Origin of the sequence: Paenibacillus marchantiophytorum, assembly GCF_014640555.1 — a bacterium.
GTDB lineage: Bacteria > Bacillota > Bacilli > Paenibacillales > NBRC-103111 > Paenibacillus_E > Paenibacillus_E marchantiophytorum.
The window spans coordinates 98,057-123,037 of record NZ_BMHE01000001.1 but is presented as its reverse complement, the minus strand read 5'-3'; the positions used below and the strand labels follow the sequence as shown (position 1 = coordinate 123,037).

Below are 24,981 nucleotides of genomic sequence, written 5' to 3'. Positions count from 1 at the left end.
TTCTATTAATTACATAGGTACCTTTAAAAACAGTCCAGAGAGGCTGGCAAGGTAAAACGATAAGAAAAGACGGGAATGCAGCGTCGCGTACGCTGTGTTAACAAGCATTGGATGTGCGCATCCTCATGCCCCGCTCTGTATCTTTATGCACTCGTAACTCCTTGCCATGAATTGGGCAAGGAGTTTTTTGGTTTTCCGGTGGAAAACGGTGCAGATCTTGCGAAACAAGCTTTCCGATGGAGAACAAAGCCTAATCTTGCGTTATCCGTTTTGCTGAAGCAAAACGATCAGGAGGCGAAGAGATGAACGAAGCAGCCGAACATACCCTTATTGATGAAATGGGAATTCGAAGAGCGCTGACGCGGATTGCACACGAGATACTTGAAAAGAATAAAGGGGTAGAAGATTGTACCTTGATTGGGATTCGGACCCGCGGCATTTATTTGGCCAAGCGAGTGGCAGAGCGGATTATGGAAATTGAAGGTGTTCCGATTCCGGTGGGCGAGATCGATGTCACTTCTTACCGCGATGATCGTGTGAAGGTGAAATCGGTGGAGGACGCGCGGGAAGGCGGCAAGCTCCAAATCCAGGACCGTAAAATCATCCTCTTCGATGATGTCCTCTTCACTGGGAGGACCGTAAGAGCAGCGATGGATGCCTTGATAGATTTGGGCAGACCGCAAATGATTCAACTGGCAGTCTTGGTAGACAGAGGACATCGCGAACTGCCTATTCGCCCAGATTATGTTGGCAAGAACGTACCTACCTCCAAAAGTGAAAGCATCGAAGTGCTGTTAACGGAAATCGATGATAAAGATGGTGTCATCATACATGGGCAGAGGGGGAAACAGGAGTGAGTATAATGACTACACAAACGAAGCATTTTTTAGGATTGAAAGGTGTCACGGCGGGGGAAATAACAAGTATTTTGGATCGGGCAGCTTACTGGGAACAATCTTCCCCGAAGGTATCGAATCAGTTCCAAGGCAAATTCGTTTCCAACTTATTTTTTGAAAATAGCACAAGAACGCGCTTCTCTTTCGAACTGGCCCAAAAGCGATTAGGAGCTGATGTGCTGAACTTCTCATCAGCGGAATCAAGCGTGCAAAAAGGTGAATCCATCTACGACACGGTTCGCACGCTGGAGTCCATGGGGATCGATGCCGGCGTCATTCGCTTGAAGCCAAACGGCGTGCTGCAGGAATTGGCCGAGAAAATTAAAATTCCGCTGATCAATGCGGGCGACGGCAATAATGAGCATCCAACACAAGCGCTTCTGGACTTCTACACGATGCGCAAGCAATTCGGCAGCTTCAAGGGTCTGACGGTCTCTATCGTCGGTGACATTTTGCATAGCCGAGTGGCACGCTCCAACCTGTGGGGACTTATCGCGCTGGGCGCCAAAGTTCAGTTCTGCGCGCCTGACAGCATGCAAGCTCCGGAACTCGCTAAGTTCGCTCCATATATCACTTTTGAAGAAGCGCTCAAGGCTGATGTTGTCATGATGCTGCGTGTGCAGCTGGAACGCCACGACAAAGGGATAATTCGCTCGGCCGAAGAATACCGCGAGCAGTATGGCTTGACGGCAGAACGTGCCAGCCGAATGGCGCCGCATGCGATCATCATGCATCCCGCTCCGGTGAATCGCAACGTCGAGTTGGATGACGAACTGGTTGAACACGAGAAATCCAAAATTTTCACACAAATTGCTCATGGTGTGCCGATTCGTATGGCGGTCATTGAACGAGCTTTATCATAAAACAGGGGGACTTCAGCACAATGGGTATTTGGATCTTAAACGGACTTACGGTTGATGCGAATAACGCACAAGCAAAGAAACACATTTTTATCGAAAATGACAAGATCGCACAAGTTCTGGACGCTTCGGAAAGCTCAGCTCCGCAAACAGATGGTCATGAAGTTATCGATGCAGCAGGCAAGCTCGTAACACCTGGCTTCATTGATATGCATGTTCACTTGCGGGAACCGGGATTTGAACATAAAGAAAATATTGCTACAGGTACGCGCTCCGCGGCTCGCGGCGGTTTCACGACGATTGCATGCATGCCAAACACAAGACCCGTTATCGATACGGTCGATACGGTGAATTACATATTGGACAAAGCTGCAACAGAAGGCGTAATTCGGGTACTTCCCTACGGAACAATTACCAAAAATCAATTAGGTCGCGAGTTAACGGATTTCGCTGCGCTGAAAGAAGCCGGAGTTATCGGTTACACCGATGATGGCGTAGGCGTACAAAGCGCGCAAATGATGAAGGACGCTATGGCGCTTGCCGCATCCATGGAGATGCCGATCATCGCTCACTGTGAAGATGATACGCTGGTTGTAGGAGCGCCGGTAAGTGAAGGCTCGTTCGCGAAGAAGCACGGCCTGAAAGGGATCCCGAACGAATCAGAGGCGATTCATGTTGGCCGCGATATCCTGCTGTCCGAAGCGACTGGCGTTCACTACCACGTGTGCCACGTCAGCACGGAGCAATCCGTTCGCTTGATCCGTCATGCGAAGCAGTTCGGCATCAAAGTGACCGCAGAGGTATGTCCGCATCACCTCGTGCTGTCTGATGAAGACATTCCAGGGCTGGACGCCAACTGGAAGATGAACCCGCCGCTGCGCACGCCGCGCGATGTGCAGGCTGTCATTGAAGGTTTGGAAGACGGGACGATCGATATCATCGTGACGGACCACGCGCCGCACACGGAAGAAGAGAAAGCGAAAGGCATGATGCTGGCACCATTCGGTATCCTAGGCTTCGAAACAGCTTTCTCGCTGCTGTATACCAAATTCGTTCTCACTGAACAATGGACGCTTGGCTTCCTTGTGGATCGAATGACGCAAAAGCCGGCTGATGTATTCGGACTTCCATACGGAACGCTGAATGTGGGCAGTATAGCGGATATCACGATCGTAGACTTGGAAACAGAGCGCGAAGTTCTAAAGGAAGAAATTGTTTCACGCAGCAAAAATACACCATTCATCGGTTGGAAGCTGCAAGGCTGGCCGGTTGTCACGATCGCTTCAGGGAAAATTGTGTGGTCCTAGAATCCGCATAACACGCTGTACGCGACACGTAAAATCGTGTATATTTATACAGAATGATCATTTTTTATGCAAGTCTATGCATTTCTTAGGAAGTTGTAGGCATGACATCTGCGGTTCGTGAGAATCGTTTGACAATAGCGAAGGAGTTGAAAGAACATGCAGGCAAGATTGTTGCTGGAAGACGGCACTCTTTTTACAGGAAAATCGTTCGGTAGTGAAGGTGAATCCGTCGGCGAGGTTGTATTCAATACAGGGATTACAGGTTATCAGGAGGTGCTTTCCGATCCTTCCTACTGCGGTCAAATCGTGACGATGACGTATCCATTGGTGGGGAACTACGGTGTGATTCGGGATGATTTTGAATCCGTGCGTCCTTTCATTCATGGTTTCGTCGTGCGTGAGCACGAAGAGATTCCAAGCAATTGGAGAGCGCAGTACACACTGGGCAGCCTGCTCAAAGAATACGGCATCGTAGGTATCAGCGGCATCGATACCCGTATGTTGACTCGTAAAATTCGTCATCACGGCGTTATGAAAAGCTTATTGACAACATCCAATAAATCCGTTGCGGAATTGACTGAGATCTTGCGCGGCACTTCCCTGATGACAGACCAAGTTTCTCGTGTATCCACCAAAAGTGTATACGGTGCACCTGGACACAAAGAGCGCATCGTGCTCGTTGATTACGGTGCCAAAAGCGGGATCATCCGAGATCTGAGCAAACGCGACTGCGACGTTGTCGTTGTGCCACAAGATGCAACGGCAGAACAAATTCGCCGCCTTGCGCCAGACGGTGTCTTGCTGTCCAACGGCCCTGGGGACCCGAAAGATGTTCCGCACGCGGTTGAAATGATCAAAGGCTTGCTCGGCGATATTCCTTTGTTCGGAATTTGCCTTGGTCACCAACTGTTTGCACTTGCTTGCGGCGCGGACACAGATAAATTGAAATTCGGTCACCGCGGCGGCAACCATCCAGTAAAAGATTTGGCTTCCGGTCGCTGCTACATTACATCGCAAAATCATGGCTATACGGTCAAGGAAGATTCCGTAAACGGAACGGACCTTGAAGTAACGCACATTAACAATAATGACCGTACGATCGAAGGCCTGAAACACAAGAAATATCCTGCGTTCTCGGTTCAATATCACCCAGAGGCAGCGCCGGGGCCATTCGACTCCAGTTATTTGTTTGATGATTTCATCTCGCTGATCCGTCAGCATAAGCTTGATAACCCACAGCAGCCGCGCCAAGCGCAAATGCTTGCTCAGTGGAAAGCTTCCACGGCATCGACATCTGTGAAGGAGGAACTGCACTATGCCAAAAAATAATACACTCAAAAAGATTCTCGTTATCGGTTCCGGTCCAATCGTTATCGGTCAAGCAGCGGAGTTCGACTACGCGGGAACACAAGCTTGCCAGGCGCTAAAAGAAGAAGGCATGGAAGTTATCCTGATCAACAGCAACCCGGCTACGATCATGACAGATACGAACATGGCGGATAAAGTATATATCGAGCCAATTACATTAGAATTCGTTACTCAAATTATTCGTCAAGAGCGTCCAGACGGTTTGCTTCCAACACTCGGAGGTCAAACAGGCTTGAACATGGCGGTTGAACTTGCCCGTGCAGGTGTGCTCGAAAGCGAGAACGTTAAGCTTCTGGGAACTCAGCTGACAGCGATTGAGAAAGCAGAGGATCGCGATCTTTTCAGAGATTTAATGAGAGAATTGGAACAGCCGGTACCGGATAGTGTTATCGTAACGACAGTTGCTCAAGCGGTTGATTTTGCTAACGAAATCGGCTTCCCGATCATCATTCGTCCAGCGTACACATTAGGCGGAACTGGCGGCGGTATTTGCAATACGATGGAAGAGCTGACGGAAATCGTAGCTTCCGGAATTCGTTACAGCCCGATCGGTCAATGTCTGGTTGAGCGCAGTATTGCAGGTATGAAAGAAGTCGAGTACGAGGTGATGCGTGATGCGAACGATAACTGTATCGTTGTGTGTAACATGGAGAATTTCGATCCAGTAGGTGTACATACCGGAGATAGTATCGTAGTAGCGCCAAGCCAAACGTTGTCGGATCGTGAATATCAGATGCTGCGTTCCGCATCGCTCAAAATCATTCGCGCCTTGAACATTGAAGGCGGATGTAACGTACAGTACGCCCTAGATCCACATAGCTTCCAATATTATGTCATCGAAGTTAACCCGCGTGTAAGCCGCTCATCAGCGCTTGCTTCCAAAGCGACTGGTTACCCGATCGCCAAAATGGCAGCGAAAATTGCGATTGGCTACACGCTCGATGAGCTTGTCAATCCAGTTACAGGTCAAACCTATGCTTGTTTCGAGCCAGCTCTGGATTATATCGTTTCCAAAATCCCTCGTTGGCCGTTTGATAAATTCACCGCGGCAAACCGTAAATTGGGTACACAAATGAAGGCGACTGGCGAGGTTATGGCGATCGGCCGTACATTCGAAGAGTCCATTCATAAAGCGGTCCGTTCCCTGGAAATTGGGGTTCATCGCTTGTTCCTGAAAGAAACGGATTTACTAGATACAGAAACATTGGAATTCCGCTTGCAAAAACCGGACGATGAGCGCTTGTTCTTATTGGCAGAAGCTTACCGTAGAGGCTACACCGTGGATCAATTGCAGAATTTGACGAACATTGACTGGTGGTTCTTGAACAAGCTCGCTGGTCTGATCAAATACGAGAAAGAAATCGCGGCAAGTGAACTGACGAATGAGCTGCTTTTCGAAACGAAGCGCAAAGGCTTCACAGATCGTGCTATTGCCGAGATTCGCACCTTAGCTGGATGCTCGACATTCACCAAAGAAGCTGAAATCAGAACACACCGTCTGAAACAAAACATCAAGCCTGTGTACAAAATGGTTGATACTTGCGCAGCGGAATTCGAAGCTTCTACGCCTTACTACTATTCTACGTATGAGCAAGAAGACGAAGTTACCGAAACGACCAAAGAGAAAGTCGTGGTCCTTGGTTCAGGTCCAATTCGTATCGGTCAAGGGATCGAGTTCGATTACTCCACCGTTCATGCGGTATGGGCGATTCAAGCAGCAGGTTATGAAGCGGTTATCATCAATAACAATCCAGAAACGGTGTCGACGGATTTCAATACATCAGACCGCTTGTACTTCGAGCCGCTATTCTTCGAGGATGTTATGAACGTCATCGAGCGTGAGAATCCAATCGGAGTTATCGTTCAGTTCGGCGGACAAACAGCGATCAATTTGGCAGCGCCTTTGCACAATGCAGGCGTGCGCATTCTTGGCTCGGACCTGGAAAGTATCGATACGGCCGAAGACCGCAAGAAGTTCGAAGCTTTGCTTAGCAAGCTTTCGATCGCGCAACCTCCAGGCGGCACGGTGACATCCGTTGACCAAGCGGTTGGCACTGCTGCGAAATTCGGATATCCGGTTATCGTTCGTCCTTCCTATGTCTTGGGTGGTCGCGCGATGGAAATCGTCTACTCCGATGATGAATTGCTTAGCTACATGGAATATGCGGTTAAAATCAACCCTGAGCATCCGGTTCTGATTGACCGTTATATGCTTGGCAAAGAAGTTGAAGTTGACGCGATCTGTGATAGAGAAACGGTTCTGATCCCAGGTATTATGGAACATGTTGAGCGCGCAGGGGTTCACTCCGGTGACTCGATCGCCGTATATCCACCACAATCGCTCTCCGACGAGATCAAGCAACAAATCATTGACATTACGACGAAAATCGGTCTGGAATTGAACGTGGTTGGTCTAGTAAACATCCAGTTCGTTATTCACAACGATCAAGTATATGTTATCGAGGTTAACCCGCGTTCTTCCAGAACGGTACCGTTTTTAAGTAAAGTAACGAACATTCCAATGGCGAATGTGGCGACACGCGTAATTATGGGGCAAAAACTGACGGATATGGGATACCAAAGTGGACTATGGCCAGAAGATAAATACGTTTCTGTCAAAGTGCCGGTATTCTCCTTTGCGAAGCTGCGCCGTGTAGACACAACTCTCGGACCTGAGATGAAATCAACGGGCGAGGTTATGGGACGCGATATTAACTTTGCAAAAGCTCTGTACAAAGGTCTAATCGGTGCAGGCATGAAAATTCCTGCTGCTGGCTCCGTCGTTGTAACGGTTGCTGACAAAGATAAGGATGAAGCGATCGAAATTTTGAAAGGCTTCTACCGTCTTGGCTATAAAATCATTGCAACTGGCGGTACGGCTACTGCGATTCAGGAGGCTGGACTTCCTGTAACGACCGTTCATAAGCTGAGCGAAGGTTCACCGAACATTCTGGATCTGATCCGCGGCGGCGAAGCACAGTTTGTTGTAAACACGCTGACCAAAGGGAAAGAGCCTGAGCGTGATGGTTTCCGCATCCGTCGTGAAGCCGTTGAGAATGGTGTCGTGTGCATGACTTCACTGGATACAGTCAGAGCGCTTGTGAATATGCTTGAAGCGATTAACTTCTCCTCACGTGCAATGCCCATTCATGCTTAAGGGAGAGTGAAGAATGTGTCCGTATTAACACGCACTGAGATTGCTGGACGTATTATGGTTGCTTTGGATTATGCGAACGCGGAGAGTGCTGAAGGGCTGCTTAAGCAGCTCGAAGGCATCCCCTGCTTCGTGAAGGTAGGCATGCAGCTGTTCTATGCGGCAGGCCCCAGCTTCGTAGCGAGTCTCAAAACGCGCGGTTACAAGGTTTTCCTTGACGTGAAGATGCATGATATTCCGAACACGGTCAAAGGTGGCGCGGAGAGTGTGACGCGCCTCGGGGTTGATGTGTTCAATGTGCATGCAGCCGGAGGCAAGCAGATGATGGAAGCCGCCTTGGAAGGTGTCGACAAGGGGCTTGCAAGCGGCAGTACACGCCCAATCGTGATCGGCGTGTCGCAGTTGACCAGCACGAGCCAGTCGGTGCTGAATGACGAGATTGGCCTAGCCGGTACGACCGAGCAGGCCGTCATTCGCTATGCCCGCTTGGCGCATGCTGCAGGGCTGCAAGGCGTTGTCGCGTCACCGCTTGAGGTGACGGCGATTAAGTCGGCGTGCGGCGACGGGTTCGTCACGGTGACGCCGGGCATTCGCCCTGCGGGAGCTGACGTGGGCGACCAGTCACGCATTATGACGCCGGCTGAAGCGTTGGCGCAGAAGACGGACTACGTCGTGATCGGCAGGCCGATCACTGGCGCAGCCGATCCGCGAGCTGCGATCGAAGCCATTATTGATTCAATCGTATAAGACGAGTAGACAGGCGGGTTTGAGCCTTACAATGGAAGGGAACGGTGGAAGTATCATGAGTCAACTCGAAACCATTGCGCAGCATATCGCTGCGTCATTACTAGAGATCGAGGCGGTTGCGCTTCGACCACAGCAGCCATTTACATGGACATCGGGTCTGAAATCGCCGATTTATTGTGACAATCGTCTGACGATGTCACATCCAGCGATTCGCGAAGCGATCGCTGACGGCTTTGTCAGCCTGATTCAAGAGAAGTTCCCTGATGCTGAAGTTGTGGCAGGTACAGCTACCGCTGGTATCCCTCATGCTGCATGGGTTGCGCAAAAGCTAGGTCTGCCAATGATCTACATTCGCGACAAAGCCAAAGGGCACGGCAAAGAGAACCTGATTGAAGGTTCCGTCAAGCCAGGTCAGAAAGTGATCGTCATTGAAGACTTGATCTCGACGGGAGGCAGCTCTTTGAAAGCTGCGATCGCCGTGAAAGAGGCTGGAGCTGCAGCACTTGGCGTACTGGCGATTTTCTCCTATCAGCTGGATAAAGCAACAGAAGCTTTTGAAGCTGCAGGGATGCCGCTGCACACCCTTTCCAACTATTCTGCGCTGCTAGAAGTCGCGTTAGAGAAGGGCAAGATTCAAGCTTCCGATATGGATTTGCTTCGTTCATGGAGAGCTAATCCTGCTGCCTTTGGCGTGTAACGATAATAATGAAAGAAGCTCCACCTTTGCGAAAAGGGGAGCTTCTTTTTTTTGATGAGAATCGGTACTGGGATACCTTTAAAAGCAAGCATGGCAAAAAGATACGTCCCATAGTGCTGAAAGAAATCCGGAAATTTCGAGATTGTGGAGATCCGAAAAAAGGGTTTAAGCTGCTCGCATGTGAAGGGTGCCACGATCTTAAGGTGGCGCCCTATCGGTGCAAGGGACGTTTCTGCACGGCGTGTTGATGCGGAGAAACGGAAGAGTGGAGCCCGTGTCTTGTCTGAGGACCTATGTCTAGTCAACCATCGACATGTCATATTGACAATTGACGAAGGTCTAAGAGACATGTTGTTAGGTTGGGGTGAGTGAAGCTTGCCCAGAATATAAATGTTGGAGATGGACTCCAGTCTCCAGGCTTGGGTTGTAGGTCACCCCATCACGATGGAGGGGTTCGATGCGGTGCGGAGCGATGTGAAGAGAAGAGAAGAGAAGAGAAGAGAAGAGAAGAGAAGAGAAGAGAAGAGAAGAGAAGAGAAGAGAAGAGAAGAGAAGAGAAGAGAAGAGCTGTAATGCGTTGATGCGATGATGCGATGCGATGCTATGAGATGAGAATAGCTGTAATGAGTTGCGATGCTATGAGATGAGAACAAGGCAGCTGTGAACGCACTTAATTGTTCGAATTGCTGCTGGTTTGGAGGTACAAACAAGCTAATTGGCAGAATGAAATCCACTAGCTTAGCTATCGCGCGGAGATAAGGGAACAGTCAAGCCTCGATTGTAGGAAAATGTGTCATGATAGGGATCCAGAGGGAACTACAGTGCGCTATAATTCCGAAAACCGCCATTTTCCGCGCCAGAGGGAACTACGATCCGCTATTTCACCAGTTCCCAGTTGGAATCGGCAGGTTCCGCTTAAATAGCGGCTCTCAGTTCCCTTTCTGGCTACGTTTACCCTAGTTCCCGCCATATAGAGGATCATAGTTCCTTTTCACACGACGCACTCTGTCATTGTAAAGCTCAGAGGGAACTACGATCCGCAATATTGTTGAAAACCGTTATGAAGACGCTCATCTCTTAGGGCGGCAAAGCCGCTTTTCCTATGATTTAGATTTGATCTGTCAACAAATGGATGAACGATTGGAGCGGCTGCGACATCCACTTTTTGGGGTGAAGCAGCAGTTGGAGATCCATATGAAGATCAGCATGCGAGAAAGGCAGCTGGGCTAGTTTGCCAACTTCTACTTCACTTTGAACCGTGATTTGCGGCAGCAAGGCAATACCTAATCCATTCATAACGCAATGTTTGATTGTTTCCAGATTGCCAAGCTCGAATCCGATATGCAGCGGGATGTCGTGATCTTTTAACAGTTTCTCAAACATGCCGCGATAGATGCAGCCATCCTCCGTCACGATAAATTCGGCTTGGTGAAGGTCTGCGAGTTCAACCTTAGTTTGTTGAGTAAGTGAATGGTTAGGCGGAGCCACCAAGACTAAGGGTTCTTCGCGAACGGGAGTGCAGTTAAGGAAACTGTCAGCGGGAAATCGGTCAAGCATAAGACCAATATCATAGTCGCCATCTTTCACTTTGGTTATCAAAGAGGACTCGCTATCCGGAAAAAGGTGGATATTCAGGGCAGGGTAGAGCTGCTTCATTCGATGCAAATAGGGCGGTAAGTAGTAGGCAGCAAGGGAATTAATCGTGCCGATGGTGAGTGTTCCACTTACTTGACTGGCTATCATTTCTTTGGATTGATCGTAGAGGTCAAGCATCTGAACGACCAATTTCAGCAAGCTTTCGCCAGGTGCTGTCAAACGCAATTGACGTCCATATCGTTCAAAGAGGGGGACACCATATTCTCTTTCCAACTTCTGAATTTGCATCGTAATACTCGATTGTGCATAACCTAATTCTTCCGCGGCTTTGGTGAAGCTTTTTCTCCGGGCAACCTCCCGAAATGTGCGAAAATACGTTAAATCCATGAGAGGCCCTCGATTCTTTATCAAAAATTTTGATGAGTCCTATCATTTATTATAGCTAACTGTGATAGTAAGTTCCATGCTAAAGTGAATGTACATCAAATAGAGACAGGGAGATGCGTCGAATGTTAAAAGCTCAGGAATTGCAAGGTGTTTATGTGCCAATCGTTACACCCTTTGATGAAGACTTTGAAGTGGATGCGGCTTCTTTTTATAATCAGGCTTATCAGTTGTTTCAAGATGACATTCATGGGCTTGTTGTTAATGGGACTACGGGAGAATCGCCTACGATTACGCAGGAAGAACTGGGAATTTTATTTGCGACAGCGCAAGCTGCGAAAGAAGCGGCGAACTCACAAGCTTCCCTTGTGATTGGATCAGGAACGAATGATACGCGATCGACGGTTAAGAAAACTGAGGCAGCCGGAAACTTAGGCGCAGATGCAGCTTTGGTGGTTGTTCCTTATTATAATAAACCGAGCCAACAAGGCATTATTGCTCATTTTCGCCAAGCAGCCAGCGTTGGGGTACCGATTATTTTATATGAAGTTCCACATCGCACGGGTGTGACCCTTGAACTCGACACGGTGCGTGCGATCTTGGATATCGACGGTGTTATTGGTATGAAAGACAGTACGCCGAATACGCAGCTGGTCTCCGAGTTGACACGTCTGGGGTCCAAGCCTGTTCTCTGCGGGGAAGATACCTTGTTGTTTGACGCACTCCGAGCAGGAGCCAAAGGCGTGATGAGCGCATCTGCCAATGTAGAAACAGAACGCTTTGTGGCCTTTTACCGGCATTTCCTGGCTGGGAATATGGAGGAGAGCAAGTCGCTGTATGAAGGGCTCCTTCCGCTGATAAGGCTGCTGTTCACAGAGCCGAATCCTGCGCCACTCAAATGGCTGCTGGAACAGCAAGGGGTTATTGCTTCAGGGGCACTGCGTTTGCCGCTTTTGTCGGTTACAGAAGGTTTGCAAGAACGATTAACAGCGTATATATAGCAAAAGGAGTGCATACATCATGAGTCGAACCCGCGTATTCACAGGATCACCTTGGGAGCCGCTCGTTGGTTATTGTCGAGCAATTCGGGTAGGAGACCGGATTGAAGTTGCTGGTACTACCGCCATGCAAAATGGGGAGGTAGTGGGTGTAGGAAATGCTTACGAGCAGGCGAGATTCGTGCTTACGACCATTGAGCAAGCTTTGCAGGAGCTGGGCGCCAGCCTGTCGGATGTTATTCGAACGCGCATGTATGTGACAGATATCTCTCAGTGGGAAGCGTTCGGACGCGCACATGGCGAGTTTTTTGGAACTGTGCAGCCAGTAGCAACAATGGTTGAAGTGAAGGCTTTAATCGACCCGCTTTTGATGATTGAGATAGAGGTTGAAGCGGTTGTTGTTCGCGTAAATGAATAAAGAAAAAGCGCATTTCGCTCTTGGACTAGCGTACTAGTCGTAAGGAAGCGGAGTGCGCTTTTTTTTAGAAAAAAGCATAAGTTTTTGGGTTGGGGGAGTGAAGCTAAACCAATTTAAATGTTGAAGATTGACCCCAGTTGTCAGGCTTGGGTTGTAAGCCACCCCATCTCGATGGAGTGGTTCGATGCGGTGCGATGAGAAGAGAAGAGAAGAGAAGAGAAGAGAAGAGAAGAGAAGAGAAGAGAAGAGAAGAGAAGAGAAGAGAAGAGAAGAGAAGAGAAGAGAAGAGAAGAGAAGTAATGAGATGTAACGAGATGAGATGAGAACAAGGTAGCTGTGAACGCGCTTATGTATTCGAATTGCTGCTGGTTTGGAGGTATAATCAAGCGATTTGGCAGAATGAGATCCACTAGCTTTGCTATCGCGCAGTGATAAGGAAACGTCACTCCGCGTTTATAGCAAAGTGTGCCAGGATAGCGAGCTTGAGGGAACTACAGTACACTATAATTCAGAATAACCGCCATATTCCACGCCAGAGAGAACTACGGTCCGCTATTCCTCCATTTCTTGCTCAGAATCAGCAGGTTCCGCTTAAATAGCGGATCTCAGTTCCCTTTCATGCTAGGTTTACCCCAGTTCCCGCCATATAGAGGATCATAGTTCCTTTTCTCACGACGCTCTCTGTCATTGCACAGTCCAAAGGGAACTAGGATCCGCTATGTTGTTGAAAACCGCTATGAAGATGCTCATCTCTCAGGGAGGCAAGGCCGCCTTTCTTTAATGGCCTATGCAAGTTGGCTTTAGTCGATCCGTTTGCCGAGAATAAGCAGATCGCGTTCGATGCCATCCAATTCGGCAATACCGGGTAAATGTGCCCACTTCTCGAAGCCGAATTTGCGGAAGAGATTCAAGCTAGGATCGTTATGTCCGAAGATGAAACCGAGCAAGGTTTTTAGGCCCAATGAAGGTCCATCTTCGATGGCTTTCTCCATTAGATATCGTCCAATGCCGCAGCCGCGATAGGATTCATCTACATAGATGCTGATTTCAGCGGTTCCGTTGTAGGCTGGACGGCCATAGAAGGATTGAAAGCTGAGCCAGCCGCAGATGGCTTGATCTTTTTCCACGACCCACAAAGGACGGAAGTCGTCTGAGTGCTCATGAAACCAAGCTTCACGGCTTGCAGTTGTAACAGGTTCGGTATCCGCTGTAACCATACGTCCAGCAACTGTCGTATTATAGATGCGCACGATTTCTGGCAGATCTTCCAGATGAGCGTCGCGGATTTGCAAATGTTCTGTGTTCATGTTGTTGATTCATTCCTTTCAAGCTTTCTCGCTTCGTGCTGCTAGTTTTAACCAGAAACGACTTATCGTCTCCGTGCCTTTGCCCCAATTGATCAAATGGAAATGCTCATTCGGTGCATGGAGATTTTCGCCGGGCAAGCCAAACCCGAGAAGAACGACCGGAGCCTTCAGCACTCGTCCAAGCACCTCCACGATAGGGATGGAGCCGCCGCTGCGCGTGTAGACAGGCCATACGCCGTAAGTATCTTCATAAGCTTCTGCTGCCGCCACCATAGCAGGTTCATCTATGAGGGTAATAAACGGATTGCCGCGCAGCTGACGGTCCATGGTTACTGTGACACCTGGCAGCTTCTGCGCCTGAATATGGGATTCAATCGCATCCATGATCTCTTCCGGCACTTGCGCCGCGACGAGGCGGCAGGCGATTTTGGCTGAAGCTCGGTTCGGGATAATCGGTTTAATCCCCTCCCCTTGAAAACCGCCGCTTACCGATGTGATTTCCAAGGTAGGTCTGGAAGTTGTTTGCTCATAAAAAGAGAACCCATGCTCACCGTAAAGCGCATCCACTTGCAAATCGGTACGGATCTTGTTCTCGTCAGGCTGAACTTGTTTGAAAGCTTCACGTTCTTTGTCAGAGAGTTGGATCACGCGATCATAGAAGCCCTGGACCGCTACTTGGCCTTGCTCATCATGAAAGGAACTGAGAAGCTTGGATAGAGCATGAATCGGATTCTGGACGGCGCCGCCAAATAAACCGGAGTGCAGATCGCTGTTCGCGCCATCCACCGTAATTTCAAAGCCTGCTAGGCCGCGCAAACCATACATAAGCGCAGGTTTGCCAGGTCCATGCATCTGTGTATCCGATAGGGTTATAGCGTCTGCTTGCAATTTCTCTTTGTATGTCTCAACAAATGCAGGCAAATGTTTGCTGGCAATTTCTTCTTCGCCTTCGATGCAGAATTTCACATTCACGGGAAGACTGCCCTGTGTCCTAAGAAAGGCTTCCACGGTTTTCACATAAAGCAGCAACTGTCCTTTGTCGTCGGTGCTGCCTCGGCCGAATAGTTTGCCATCCCGGATGACAGGTTCAAAGGGCGGTGTCTGCCAAAGTTCCAAAGGTTCAGCGGGCTGCACATCATAATGCCCATAAATGAGGACAGTAGGCTTGCCAGGTGCATGCAGCCAGTCCGCATAGACTACCGGATGTCCGCCGGTTGGCATGATTTCAATATTTTCCAAACCTGCCTGCTTCAACGATTGAGCCGTCCATTCCGCGCAGCGAATCATGTCGGGTTGATGTTCGGCAACAGCACTGATACTTGGAATCCGCAGAAATTGCATTAATTCCTCTATGTGTTGATCTCTTTGCTCATCCAAATAAGTTTTAATGGTTTCAATCATGTGTGATTTCTCCTTCTTTGAAAGCACTAGTTAATGGTTCATTCTTTTAACTTCCCCAAATAGCGGTAAATTCCTGCAAATAGATGTGTCTGTTTGGCAATTTTGCAGGCGGATCGATTTTTAAGTCTGAAAATAGGTCATTTGGTGCATGGATGAAACTTCCATTTAATAGTATCTTTTAATAGATTACATGAATGGGTTTATATGTAAAAATAATTTCAGGAAATTTTCAGTTTCATGAAACTTTTTGAAAAGCTGCACCGTCTATTTTAGCATACAGACAGTTTATCAAGGAAAGGGAGTCCCCTGAAATGGCGAGATGGTTTCGCAAAAAAAACGCATCAGAGGTCATGGTGCTAGAGGAAGAGATGCCGTTTGACAATAACGCTACCCCCTTGAGGCAGTTGAAATCTCCCCTCTTGACAGTACGTGGTGTACAGCGCTCTTTTCAAGTTGGCGGGCAGAAATTAGAAGTGCTGAAGGGGATTGAGATGGAACTGATTCCGCTGCAGTTGGTTATGCTCAAAGGTCGATCCGGCTCGGGTAAAACGACGCTGCTTAATTTAATTGGCGGGCTTGATCAACCGAACGAAGGGGAGATTTGGTTTCAGGAGCATGCTTTCCATCTCGGTTCAGATGATGAGCGGACGTTGGTTCGACGCAAAGAGATCGGATTTATTTTTCAATCCTTTGCCCTTATGCCGTTGTTGTCTGCTTGGGAGAATGTGGAGCTGGCTCTGCGGATGGCTGGCATTCCGCGTTCGGAGTGGAAAGAGCGCGTGGCGCATTGTTTGGAACTGGTTGGATTGGGCAAACGCATGCACCATCGGCCTTTTGAACTTTCGGGCGGCGAACAGCAGCGTGTAGCCATCGCTAAAGCCATTGCCCACCGGCCATCGCTTATTTTGGCGGATGAGCCTACTGCAGAACTGGATTCCCAGATGGGGGCGCAGATAATGTCCGTATTTCGCAGCATCATTGCGACGGAACAGATTACGATTTGTATGACCACTCATGACCCTACAATTTTGGAGGTTGCCGATCATGTTTACGAAATGGTGGACGGGAAATTCATCTCCTAACTGGACGATGAAGCCCATTGCAGCAATTTTACTAAGTTCAACCCTTATCTTGGCTTCGGGCTGTTCGCTTTTGCCCAAAGAGCAAGAGGAGGAAGCCATCCCATCGATTAATCCACCAAAGCTGTCGAAGAAGCCGGAGTATGCGGTGAAAACAGAAACCCTAGAGACGAAAGTTAGAGGAAGCGGGCGTTTAATGGCTTTGCAGGAGGAGAAACTGTTTTTCTCTGAAGATATGACCAGCAAGCGAATTAGCGCCATTCTTGTGAAGAATGGGGATGCCGTGGAACAAGGTCAGCCTATTGCCGAGCTTGATGTTTCTGACATGCAAAGCGATTTGAAGCGCAAAAAGCTGCAAACGCGCAAAGATGAGCTGACTATGATAGAAACGCTGCGCAAGGCTGATGAGATGACTCCGGAGCAAGTTGAACAGGCCAAGATTGATTTTGAATTGAAGCGTGAGGAATTGACGAAGCTTGAAACCCAAGTGAGCAAAGCGAAGCTGGTTGCGCCTTTCAGTGGAACGATCGTGACGGTTGTTTCCAAAAAAGGAGACACGGTAAAGTCTGGAGAGTCGGTTGCTACTTTGGCTGATTTGAATGAGCTTACCGTTGCGGCAAGCATCAGCGCGGACGATGCAAAGAAAGTTGCTATTGGCATGGAAGTGCAGGTAGATATTAATTCCGCTGGTACGCACAAAGGCAAAGTTAAGCAGCTTCCGCTTCCGCAAGCAGGCAATAACAATGGTGGCGGCTTTCCCGGCGATGGACAAGGCGGCGGGCAAGATTCGATTGACAAGTATTTAGTTGTGCAGCTGGATGAGTTCCCCAAAGGTTTAAATCGTGGAACGCCGCTTAGCGTGAGCATCATTACGCAGCGCAAGGAAAACGCCACAACAATTCCGCTCGCAGCGCTTCGTTCCTATTCCGGCAGAAATTATGTGCAGGTGATTGACAATCAAGGGAACAAGAAGGAAGTCGATGTAGAAATCGGACAACAGACGTCAACGGATGTGGAGATTGTGAAAGGTCTTACCGCCGGACAGAAAGTAGTGGGTCGCTAATGTCCATCCCGATGCTGCGTTTTTTATTTCGGAAAATGTGGAATACCCGCTGGCTGACGTTAAGCACACTGCTTGGCCTGGTCATGGCTGTGGCTTTCACCACGAGTATTCCGATGTATGCAGACGGATCGCTGAAGCGAGTCGTTGCCAAGTCGTTGGAAGAGAAGAGCAGTGGTCTCCCGGCAGGTTCATTACTTATGCGATATCAGGCTGTTGGAACTGAACGTGCAGGACTAGACGAGCTCAAAGACGTCAATCTATACATACAGGATCAAATTCCCAAAGATCTAGCTTTTCCTGTTTCTTCATTTGCGCGTACTTATACGATTAAAGGCGCGCCTATAGCGCCAGTTGATCCAACGAAGATTGACCCCAGCAAACGTCGCCAAATGACATTAACATCGCTAAGCAGCTTGAACGATCAGGTGGATTGGTCCTTAGGACAAATGGCCTCTAATCAATTGCAAAGCGGAGTTATCGAAGCCGTGGTACTGGAGGAAGCTTTATTTCGAAATGATCTTCATATCGGAGATGTATTCAATTATTCCGTCTCCGGGGCGGGCGGCAGTCAACTGTTGAAAGTAAAGATTGTTGGTGCTTTTAAACCCAAGAATGAGGCTGATTCCTACTGGTTTCAAGGGTTGGAAGGTTTAGTAAATTCCCTTATTATTCCTGAAGATTTGTTCGTACAAACGCTGCTGACGGATAAAAAAATTCCACTGCAGCTAGCAAACTGGTACTATGCGTTCGATTTGCGAAATATCCAGACAAGTCAACTATCTCCACTGGATAATCGCTTGGAGCGGCTGGATATCAACTTGTTTCAGAAACTCAAGAATACCAAAGTAGATGTCTCCTTCAAGCCGATTTTAGCTGAATTCAAAGCGCAAAGTCTGCAGATGCAAATTTTATTATTTACGTTGGCGGCACCGATGATTGCGATGGTTTTCTATTACATCGTCATGAATGCCAGGCAATCGCTGGATCGCCAGCGAGGGGTTATTGCCATCCTGCGAAGCCGTGGAGGCAGCACCAACCAAATTGTCGGCATTTATTTCTTGGAGGGACTGCTGCTCGGTATTATTGCCCTGCTGATAGGGCCGTTCATAGGTTGGTTCATGGCTAAAAGCATTGGTTCTTCCAGCGGCTTTCTAACATTCGTAGATCGTCAATCGATTCCGGTCAGCTTTACGCCTGAAGCGATGTTATACGGAGGAATAGCGGTCCTCATCGCGATACTTGCCAGCGTTATTCCTGCGGTTATGTTCGCTAGATCTTCCATAGTGAACTATAAACAGCAGATGGCTCGTTCAGATCGTTCGCCACTGTGGCAGCGATGGTTTCTCGACATTGTGCTGCTTGGTTTAGTCGGTTACGGATTCTATCTATTTGACCAACGTCAAATCTTATCCGTCCAAACGGGACTGACCACGGATCAGCTGCAGGTGCATCCACTGTTGTTCTTTGTACCTGCGTTATCGATATTTGCGCTGGGATTGTTCTTTCTGCGCATCTTCCCGTGGCTGTTGCGGTTCTTCGGTTGGCTAGGACGCAGATTCCTGCCCGTGCCGCTTTATTTAACGCTTGTGCAGCTGTCCCGATCTGCCAAAGCATATTATCCGCTTATGCTGCTGCTGATTCTGACGCTTGGACTTGGCGTATACAATTCGTCAGCGGCACGAACAATTGATTTGAACTCGACGGAAAGAACCTTGTACCAATACGGAACTGATGTGGTCATGCAAACCGTTTGGGAAGGCTTTTCTGATGATCTCCCTAAGGATCCCAAAGCTAGCAATAAGGGTGGATCGCAAGGTGGCGGATCATCGGGCGGTGGGAATAACGGTGGCAGTGGTTCTAACGGAAACGGCGGTTCTGGCGGTGGGCAAGGCGGCCAGGGCGGCCAGAAGCCAGGTGAGGAAGTGCCCACCAAGATTCGCTATGTCGAGCCGCCTTTTCAAGTATTCCGTGATCTGGAAGGTGTCAAAGCCGCTGCGAGAGTGCTTCAATCCAAAGGGAATGTCGTGATTTCCGGTAAATCTACCGGCCAAGGAATGATCATGGGTATCGACAACGTCGATTTCGCCAAAGTGGCATGGTTCCGACCCGATCTATTCCCTGCTCCACCGCATGAATATTTGAATTTACTAGGCACATATGAGCAAGCCGTCATTATTCCTTCGAATTATGCCAGTAAATATGCGCTGAAAGCGGGGGACTTGCTCTCCATTACGATTGGACAGCAGCCTGTGGAATTCGTCATTGTTGGCATTCTGCCTTATTGGCCAAGTCAATATCCGGATCAGACGCCATTTTTCATTGCGAATCTGGATTACATTTATGATCAAGCTCCTTTGATTCCTTATGAAGTGTGGCTCAAAATGAATCCGGATGCCAAAGTTGCGCCTCTCGTAACAGCGCTCCAAGCCAAAGGCATTGAGATTGCCTCGGTGAAAGATGTGCGCAACGAACTGATTATCCAGAAGAAACTTCCTGCCAGAGGCGGCGTTTTCGGTATTCTCAGCCTAGGTTTTCTAGTTTCTGTTACGGTATCTTTGATCGGCTACATGTTGTACTGGTTCTTCAATCTATCCAGTCGTGTTGTGCAGTTCGGTGTTCTTCGCGCGATGGGTCTTTCACGCAAGCAATTAACGGGCATGCTCCTGCTTGAACAAGGATTTACAGCTGGATTATCGATTGCTTTGGGAATAGGCATAGGCAAGCTAACGAGTTATTTCTTCCTGCCATTCCTGCAAACCTCGCAAAATGTGAAGACGCAAGTCCCGCCTTTCCGTGTTGTTTTTGATTCGAAGGACACGTACCAGCTGTATTTCGTTGTTGCCTTCATGATGGTAACAGGAGCGCTGCTGCTGTTCTTGCACATTCGAAGGCTGCGTGTTCATCAAGCAGTGAAGCTCGGGGAGGAGAAATAGGATGATCACTTGCGAAGGCTTAGTCAAAATTTATAAAACAGATGAGATCGAAGTTGTAGCTTTGCAAGGGCTGAACATTCAAATCGACGCCGGAGAGCTGATGGCGATCATCGGAAACAGCGGAAGCGGCAAGTCCACCTTGCTGAACATTCTGGGAGGACTTGATCGCCCTTCTGCTGGACAGGTGAAGGTCGGAGATTGGGATTTATTAAAGATTACGGACAAACAGTTAGTTGATTACAAACGGCATACGGTAGGCTTTATCTGGCAAAATAATGCGCGCAATCTAGTTTCTTATTTAACGGCTCTAGAAAATGTGGAAATGCCAATGATGCTAAGCGGCAACTATGATCCAGCCTATGCGAAGCAGTTGCTGGAATGGGTCGGTTTAAGCCACCGCATGAACAACAAGCTGCAAGAATTGTCTGGCGGTGAGCAGCAGCGTGTAGCCATTGCGATATCGCTTGCGAATCGCCCGCGCTTGCTTCTCGCTGATGAGCCAACGGGTTCCGTAGATACGAAGACGGCGGATATGATTTTAGCTATCTTTCAGCGCCTGAATAAGGAACTTGGCGTGACGATTGTAATTGTCACCCATGATTTATCTATGGCAGGCAAGGTTGGCAGAGTGGTTGCCATTCGTGATGGGATGACAAGCTCGGAATTTATTGCGAGGAACTCTGCGATGACGGCCGATGATGGTTCAGGAACAGGGCTTGCCGGTGATGATCATGAAGAGTATGTGGTCCTCGACCGGGCAGGAAGGCTTCAAGTTCCCAAGGCTTACTTAACAGCTCTGCAAATCGATGGCAAAGCCTCGATGGAGTTTGATGGCGAGAAAATAATGATTAAAGCACCCAAAGTGATAACTGCGAGTGAGGGGACAGCACCCAATTCACATACTGTTGGAGGGAAAACGAAATGAAACAGATCAATCGTAAAATGCTAGCAACAACCTTGACACTGGCTCTGGTAGTTCCATTAGCTGTAGCGTGTACAAAAGGAGATAAATCAGACGATAAGAAGGAACGTGTACTTCGTATCGCGAATTCCATGGGTTATGGCGGCGATGATGAATATTTCAGACAGCAGTTCACAGAAATCTTTGAATTTGCTAATCCGAATATCAAAATTGAATTGGTCCCAACCATGGATGAAAAGTACCGGTATGGCAACATTCAGCCTGGCGAGAAAATGCCTGATCCCATGGAGAAGCTGAAAGAAGTCATGCAGAGTGATAATCCGCCGGATGTAGTGATGGTTGGTTATGAACAATTGCCTGATATGATCGAAAGTAATTTGTTGACACAGCTCGATCCACAAATAACGAAGGATAAATTCGATACGTCGGGTATCGTGCCTGCTGTCATTGATGGCATCAAAAATGCGGGCGGCGGGAAGCTATATGCGCTGGCGCCGACATTTACCTCATCCGCACTCATTTACAATAAGAAGATGTTTACGGATGCAGGAGCGGATTTTCCTAAGGATGGAATGACCTGGGATGAGATCTTTGACCTTTCCAAACGTTTAGTGAAAGGCGAAGGCGAGAACCGTATTAATGGTTTCTCATTCTCTACGCAATCACAGGGCGATAATTTGTTCTATGGCATGCAAATGTACACGGCTCCGCTGCAACTCAAAATGTTCGACGATGCCGGGGAGAAAATGACAGTGGACACGGACCAGTGGGAAAAGGTTTGGGCGAAAATGGCTCAATTGCAAAAAGACAATGTCTTCCCTGAACTCATGGATCCTAACAAACCGATGAACCGTAAATTCGATCAAGACAATCCATTTTCTTATGACGATTTCATGTCCAACCGATTGGCTATGGGGATCATTAATTACGGGCAGCTGCAGCAAATTACGAATGCCAATAAGAGTGCGGCTAACTATAAAGGCTACACGCCAATCGATTGGGATGTCGTAACGATTCCTTCCCATCCAGAAGCCAAGGGAGTCGGTGGCTCTATTTATATGAACGGAATTATGGGAATTAACGCCAAAGCACAGAATCCAGAAGATGCATGGAAGTTCATTAAATTCATTAACGGCGAAGACTGGGCTAAGTTGAAATCACACAGTTCCTATAATCTGGTGGCTCGCTCCAAGTATCTGAAACCTAAGGACGGTTTAGAGTTTCACATGGAAGCCTTCTATAACGTCGTTCCAGCACCAATGGAAAATAACATGAAAATCTATCGTGAGAATCCAAACATTTATCAAGTCCAAGAAATTGGTCGCCAACAGTTCTCGAGTGTTCTGCAAGGGAAAATAACTGCAAGAGAAGGGCTTAAGCAATGGCAAACACAAGGCGATGCGATGCTCAAGCAGATGAAGGAAAATCCGGGGCAACCCATTCAACCCACGATGATGCAAGCCGTACCTGCCGGTTAAAGCAGGTCATCTTGGCTGAGGATTAGTCAGATCGACTTTGAAGGAGGACATTTAACATCATGAAGATCAAGTTTCATCATATCCGCTTGGCGACGATTGCACTGTCAGCCACTTTATTATTAAGTGCTGTAACACCTGTTTGGGCGGATAGTGCCCCAACTGCTATCTCCGCTTCGATAGGCAAAGTGACGATTACTGGGAGCAGCTACTTCGAGTTGAAGCAGATTCATCTTTTGCCGGATCAGAATGGGAAACTGGCGACATTTACGATCAGTATTCACAATGAAGGCAACAGTGAGCTGCAGTTTATTGATTACTGGGCACGACTGAAAAGCAAATCCGGCAATCAATTTTCTGCGCGGCTATTGCCCGCTGATAAAGATAAGAACCGGGTTGCACCTGGCGCAACAACGGATTTAACGTTCTATGCAACTGTGAATGCAGCTACGAATTTGCAGGATCTCGTTGTGCAATTTATTAAATGGGATTTCAGTCAAACTAATTTTGAGCGTGTGCTTGGAGAAGTTGCTGTGCCTAACGATTTTACGGATGTGACGCCAACAAATTCTGCGGCTTCCATCATGGTCGGAGGAACTCAAGTCCAGGCATCGATCAAAAAATTCGTCAGCAATAAAAATGAAAAGTATCACGTTCCAACGGTGTACCTCAAGTTAGAAAATGCAGGTAGTCACACGGTGACGGTTCCTTCTTACCTCTTTTCCATACGCACAGCGGAAGGACTTTTGTATCCTTTGGAAGCCAAAGGGATAAAAGATCTGAAGATCAATCCTAAGGAAAGCAAAGAAATTCAATTATCCGGCTCTATTCCAGTCGGAGTTGCTGCAGATGCGTGGCAATTGACCGTGGCAGAGGCGATTGCGGATCTGAAACTCAATGTGGGCGTAGCTAACTTCCAATTGCCCCCGGTTTCCACGCAACAAGGAGGCTCGATCGGTAAAGAATACTCTTTCACGAGTAAATCCGGTGTCTACACCACGCAGCTCAATGGTTTGCATCGCTTGCCCTGGGAAGATCAAGATTTGCTCACAGCAGATTTAACGCTAATCAACAAGGGGCAGGAATCCCTTCCGCTCCCCAAGTTATCGGGATACTTTCTGCTCGATGGAGCAGTCAAAATTGATGCCAAACTGATTCAAACAGCGAAAGTAATCGGGCTCGGCGCAGGCGCTAATGTGAATTTGCAAATTGCCGGCAAAGTACCTTATACGTATGAGTTTTCAGAGGTCAAATTAGTTTTGCAGGAAAATGAGTCAGGGGAACCTCCTGCGGGAACTGACAAAGGCACTACAACAGCGACCGATGTTCTGGAGTTTTCTACCCAATCTGAGCTTCAAGCGATTCCTTTCATAAATGCTGGACAATCCTACACATCGAATGATGCGGGGCGTAAGTCCAAATATGCAATTCGGAATGTATCGACTTATGAGGACAAGACGAATATTATGTTCTCGGCGATGGTTGAAGTTACGAATCTGGAGAAGCGGTTTACCAACGTATCCAAACTAGTTGCTAATTTCCGCGCACCAGACGGCACGGTGTTCGCCGCATCCGTTGCGGAAGTAAAGAACAAGATTAGTCCTTCTGGCAAAGGCCTATTGAATGTTTGGGCATCTGTGCCCAAAGGGTATGGGACTGCAAACATGAACCTGCTTTTAGGGGAAGCTGTCACAGATGGCAAACTGTCTGAGGGTGAGAAGGCAGTCGCGGACTCCTATGTTAATCCAGTAGCTTACTGGCTGCCTGATGAAAGAAAAGAGGTAGCCAAAACACTTAAAAATGTTGATTTGTTCCCTTACACAATCACAATCGACAAGATTGGCACAACGATAGAAGACGGCAATTTTAAATTAAAATTTAATTATGAATTAACGAAGGAAAAGCTAACCGAAATTAATACCGAAGGCCATAATTTATTGCTTGTTTTTGAGGATGGCGGCGGCGTGAAACGATTTGAGAAGAAGTTTGATTTCAAGGACTTTGATGTATTCAACGGCGAGTCTACAGCAGATCAAGATGCTAAGATTCGACTGGGCAAAAGAGAAAACTTCTTGATTTCCATTGCAGATCCAGGACTTATTTTTAACACCAAATTCCTTCAGAAGTATAAGCTAAGCGTGTATGATGAATTCCAAGGGCAAAGAAAGCTGCTGGCCTCACAACAAGCGGACTGGTTTATCACAACGGACTAATATATTGTATGGAAGCGAAGGCGCTCAGCCTTCGCTTTTTTCTTATTCAGTCATATCGAGTCATACGGGAGAGAAGATTCATATGACCATTTTATGACTGGGATATGACTTCCCTCACCTGTAATTATGGAAATGAAGAGATATAATGAATCCAGATCGTGAA

At 48.0% G+C, this 24,981-nt stretch carries 20 protein-coding genes and 1 pseudogene; 18 read left to right on the top strand and 3 right to left on the bottom strand.

Annotated features, from left to right (window positions below; genetic code table 11):
- The first annotated feature begins 302 nt into the window (after positions 1 to 302).
- The 9 genes and pseudogenes from pyrR to IEY34_RS00575 all read left to right on the top strand — a co-directional run bounded on the left by pyrR (position 303) and on the right by IEY34_RS00575 (position 9,602).
- Complete coding sequence (pyrR, locus tag IEY34_RS00615; protein ID WP_189006146.1) at positions 303 to 857, top strand: bifunctional pyr operon transcriptional regulator/uracil phosphoribosyltransferase PyrR; 555 nt, start codon at positions 303 to 305, stop codon at positions 855 to 857.
- A gap of 5 nt (positions 858 to 862) precedes the next feature.
- Complete coding sequence (locus IEY34_RS00610) at positions 863 to 1,759, top strand: aspartate carbamoyltransferase catalytic subunit (protein WP_189007019.1); 897 nt, start codon at positions 863 to 865, stop codon at positions 1,757 to 1,759.
- Positions 1,760 to 1,779: 20 nt separating this feature from the next.
- A complete protein-coding gene (gene pyrC / locus IEY34_RS00605; protein ID WP_189006142.1) occupies positions 1,780 to 3,063 on the top strand; it encodes a dihydroorotase in 1,284 nt (427 codons plus the stop codon).
- A 156-nt stretch (positions 3,064 to 3,219) separates the two neighbouring features.
- Positions 3,220 to 4,392, top strand: coding sequence for a glutamine-hydrolyzing carbamoyl-phosphate synthase small subunit (gene carA, locus IEY34_RS00600; RefSeq protein WP_189006138.1), 1,173 nt, complete (start codon positions 3,220 to 3,222; stop codon positions 4,390 to 4,392).
- Entirely contained in the window at positions 4,379 to 7,588 is a 3,210-nt protein-coding gene (carB, locus tag IEY34_RS00595; protein WP_189006135.1) for a carbamoyl-phosphate synthase large subunit, read from the top strand. The genes carA and carB overlap by 14 nt, the downstream gene beginning before the upstream one ends.
- Positions 7,589 to 7,642: 54 nt before the next feature.
- Positions 7,643 to 8,332: an orotidine-5'-phosphate decarboxylase gene (gene pyrF / locus IEY34_RS00590; protein WP_308422974.1), complete on the top strand. Its 690-nt coding sequence runs from the start codon at positions 7,643 to 7,645 to the stop codon at positions 8,330 to 8,332.
- Between the two features lie 55 nt (positions 8,333 to 8,387).
- The gene (gene pyrE, locus IEY34_RS00585; protein WP_189006132.1) at positions 8,388 to 9,029 is read left to right on the top strand and encodes an orotate phosphoribosyltransferase; all 642 of its coding nucleotides are present in this window, start codon (positions 8,388 to 8,390) and stop codon (positions 9,027 to 9,029) included.
- Positions 9,030 to 9,037: 8 nt separating this feature from the next.
- Positions 9,038 to 9,386, top strand: a pseudogene (locus IEY34_RS00580) (transposase zinc-binding domain-containing protein); the annotation flags it as partial.
- A 33-nt stretch (positions 9,387 to 9,419) separates the two neighbouring features.
- The gene (locus IEY34_RS00575) at positions 9,420 to 9,602 is read left to right on the top strand and encodes a hypothetical protein (protein WP_189006127.1); all 183 of its coding nucleotides are present in this window, start codon (positions 9,420 to 9,422) and stop codon (positions 9,600 to 9,602) included.
- 534 nt (positions 9,603 to 10,136) lie between these two features.
- On the opposite strand, the gene IEY34_RS00570 is transcribed toward IEY34_RS00575, so the two are convergent.
- Positions 10,137 to 11,012, bottom strand: a complete 876-nt coding sequence (locus tag IEY34_RS00570; RefSeq protein ID WP_189006125.1) for a LysR family transcriptional regulator — start codon at positions 11,010 to 11,012, stop codon at positions 10,137 to 10,139.
- 122 nt (positions 11,013 to 11,134) lie between these two features.
- Here IEY34_RS00570 and dapA point away from each other — a divergent pair, with 122 nt between their 5' ends.
- The 3 genes from dapA (at position 11,135) to IEY34_RS37225 (ending at position 12,735) form a co-directional block, all read left to right on the top strand.
- A complete protein-coding gene (dapA, locus tag IEY34_RS00565; RefSeq protein ID WP_189006123.1) occupies positions 11,135 to 12,010 on the top strand; it encodes a 4-hydroxy-tetrahydrodipicolinate synthase in 876 nt (291 codons plus the stop codon).
- Between the two features lie 19 nt (positions 12,011 to 12,029).
- Positions 12,030 to 12,425 carry a RidA family protein gene (locus IEY34_RS00560; protein ID WP_189006121.1) on the top strand — a complete coding sequence of 132 codons (396 nt, stop codon included), beginning with the start codon at positions 12,030 to 12,032 and terminating at the stop codon, positions 12,423 to 12,425.
- 184 nt (positions 12,426 to 12,609) lie between these two features.
- On the top strand, positions 12,610 to 12,735 hold the full coding sequence (locus IEY34_RS37225; RefSeq protein ID WP_268240095.1) for a hypothetical protein: 126 nt from the start codon (positions 12,610 to 12,612) through the stop codon (positions 12,733 to 12,735).
- 490 nt (positions 12,736 to 13,225) lie between these two features.
- Here IEY34_RS37225 and IEY34_RS00555 read toward each other — a convergent pair whose 3' ends face one another.
- Positions 13,226 to 13,732: a GNAT family N-acetyltransferase gene (locus IEY34_RS00555; protein ID WP_189006119.1), complete on the bottom strand. Its 507-nt coding sequence runs from the start codon at positions 13,730 to 13,732 to the stop codon at positions 13,226 to 13,228.
- 18 nt (positions 13,733 to 13,750) lie between these two features.
- Positions 13,751 to 15,133 carry a dipeptidase gene (locus IEY34_RS00550; RefSeq protein WP_189006117.1) on the bottom strand — a complete coding sequence of 461 codons (1,383 nt, stop codon included), beginning with the start codon at positions 15,131 to 15,133 and terminating at the stop codon, positions 13,751 to 13,753.
- 368 nt (positions 15,134 to 15,501) lie between these two features.
- Between IEY34_RS00550 and IEY34_RS00545 the strand changes: the two genes are divergently transcribed.
- From IEY34_RS00545 to IEY34_RS00520, 6 genes are read left to right on the top strand one after another with little or no spacing between them, the layout of a single operon-like run.
- Positions 15,502 to 16,215 (top strand): ABC transporter ATP-binding protein, encoded by a 714-nt coding sequence (locus IEY34_RS00545; protein ID WP_229757424.1) that lies wholly within the window; start codon positions 15,502 to 15,504, stop codon positions 16,213 to 16,215.
- Complete coding sequence (locus tag IEY34_RS00540; protein ID WP_189006112.1) at positions 16,178 to 17,275, top strand: efflux RND transporter periplasmic adaptor subunit; 1,098 nt, start codon at positions 16,178 to 16,180, stop codon at positions 17,273 to 17,275. The genes IEY34_RS00545 and IEY34_RS00540 overlap by 38 nt, the downstream gene beginning before the upstream one ends.
- A complete protein-coding gene (locus IEY34_RS00535; RefSeq protein ID WP_189006110.1) occupies positions 17,275 to 20,208 on the top strand; it encodes an ABC transporter permease in 2,934 nt (977 codons plus the stop codon). The genes IEY34_RS00540 and IEY34_RS00535 overlap by 1 nt, the downstream gene beginning before the upstream one ends.
- A gap of 1 nt (position 20,209) precedes the next feature.
- Complete coding sequence (locus tag IEY34_RS00530; RefSeq protein ID WP_189006108.1) at positions 20,210 to 21,133, top strand: ABC transporter ATP-binding protein; 924 nt, start codon at positions 20,210 to 20,212, stop codon at positions 21,131 to 21,133.
- Positions 21,130 to 22,608 carry an ABC transporter substrate-binding protein gene (locus IEY34_RS00525; protein WP_189006106.1) on the top strand — a complete coding sequence of 493 codons (1,479 nt, stop codon included), beginning with the start codon at positions 21,130 to 21,132 and terminating at the stop codon, positions 22,606 to 22,608. The genes IEY34_RS00530 and IEY34_RS00525 overlap by 4 nt, the downstream gene beginning before the upstream one ends.
- Before the next feature lie 59 nt (positions 22,609 to 22,667).
- Positions 22,668 to 24,818 carry a COG1470 family protein gene (locus IEY34_RS00520; RefSeq protein ID WP_189006104.1) on the top strand — a complete coding sequence of 717 codons (2,151 nt, stop codon included), beginning with the start codon at positions 22,668 to 22,670 and terminating at the stop codon, positions 24,816 to 24,818.
- Positions 24,819 to 24,981 lie beyond the last annotated feature (163 nt).

Bases quoted from the DNA above. Each gene is read 5' to 3' on its own strand.
- pyrR (WP_189006146.1), top strand. From the start codon at position 303: ATGAACGAAGCAGCCGAACATACCCTTATTGATGAAATGGGAATTCGA.
- IEY34_RS00610 (WP_189007019.1), top strand. From the start codon at position 863: ATGACTACACAAACGAAGCATTTTTTAGGATTGAAAGGTGTCACGGCG.
- pyrC (WP_189006142.1), top strand. From the start codon at position 1,780: ATGGGTATTTGGATCTTAAACGGACTTACGGTTGATGCGAATAACGCA.
- carA (WP_189006138.1), top strand. From the start codon at position 3,220: ATGCAGGCAAGATTGTTGCTGGAAGACGGCACTCTTTTTACAGGAAAA.
- carB (WP_189006135.1), top strand. From the start codon at position 4,379: ATGCCAAAAAATAATACACTCAAAAAGATTCTCGTTATCGGTTCCGGT.
- pyrF (WP_308422974.1), top strand. From the start codon at position 7,643: ATGGTTGCTTTGGATTATGCGAACGCGGAGAGTGCTGAAGGGCTGCTT.
- pyrE (WP_189006132.1), top strand. From the start codon at position 8,388: ATGAGTCAACTCGAAACCATTGCGCAGCATATCGCTGCGTCATTACTA.
- IEY34_RS00575 (WP_189006127.1), top strand. From the start codon at position 9,420: ATGTTGGAGATGGACTCCAGTCTCCAGGCTTGGGTTGTAGGTCACCCC.
- IEY34_RS00570 (WP_189006125.1), bottom strand. From the start codon at position 11,012: ATGGATTTAACGTATTTTCGCACATTTCGGGAGGTTGCCCGGAGAAAA.
- dapA (WP_189006123.1), top strand. From the start codon at position 11,135: ATGTTAAAAGCTCAGGAATTGCAAGGTGTTTATGTGCCAATCGTTACA.
- IEY34_RS00560 (WP_189006121.1), top strand. From the start codon at position 12,030: ATGAGTCGAACCCGCGTATTCACAGGATCACCTTGGGAGCCGCTCGTT.
- IEY34_RS37225 (WP_268240095.1), top strand. From the start codon at position 12,610: ATGCGGTGCGATGAGAAGAGAAGAGAAGAGAAGAGAAGAGAAGAGAAG.
- IEY34_RS00555 (WP_189006119.1), bottom strand. From the start codon at position 13,732: ATGAACACAGAACATTTGCAAATCCGCGACGCTCATCTGGAAGATCTG.
- IEY34_RS00550 (WP_189006117.1), bottom strand. From the start codon at position 15,133: ATGATTGAAACCATTAAAACTTATTTGGATGAGCAAAGAGATCAACAC.
- IEY34_RS00545 (WP_229757424.1), top strand. From the start codon at position 15,502: ATGCCGTTTGACAATAACGCTACCCCCTTGAGGCAGTTGAAATCTCCC.
- IEY34_RS00540 (WP_189006112.1), top strand. From the start codon at position 16,178: ATGTTTACGAAATGGTGGACGGGAAATTCATCTCCTAACTGGACGATG.
- IEY34_RS00535 (WP_189006110.1), top strand. From the start codon at position 17,275: ATGTCCATCCCGATGCTGCGTTTTTTATTTCGGAAAATGTGGAATACC.
- IEY34_RS00530 (WP_189006108.1), top strand. From the start codon at position 20,210: ATGATCACTTGCGAAGGCTTAGTCAAAATTTATAAAACAGATGAGATC.
- IEY34_RS00525 (WP_189006106.1), top strand. From the start codon at position 21,130: ATGAAACAGATCAATCGTAAAATGCTAGCAACAACCTTGACACTGGCT.
- IEY34_RS00520 (WP_189006104.1), top strand. From the start codon at position 22,668: ATGAAGATCAAGTTTCATCATATCCGCTTGGCGACGATTGCACTGTCA.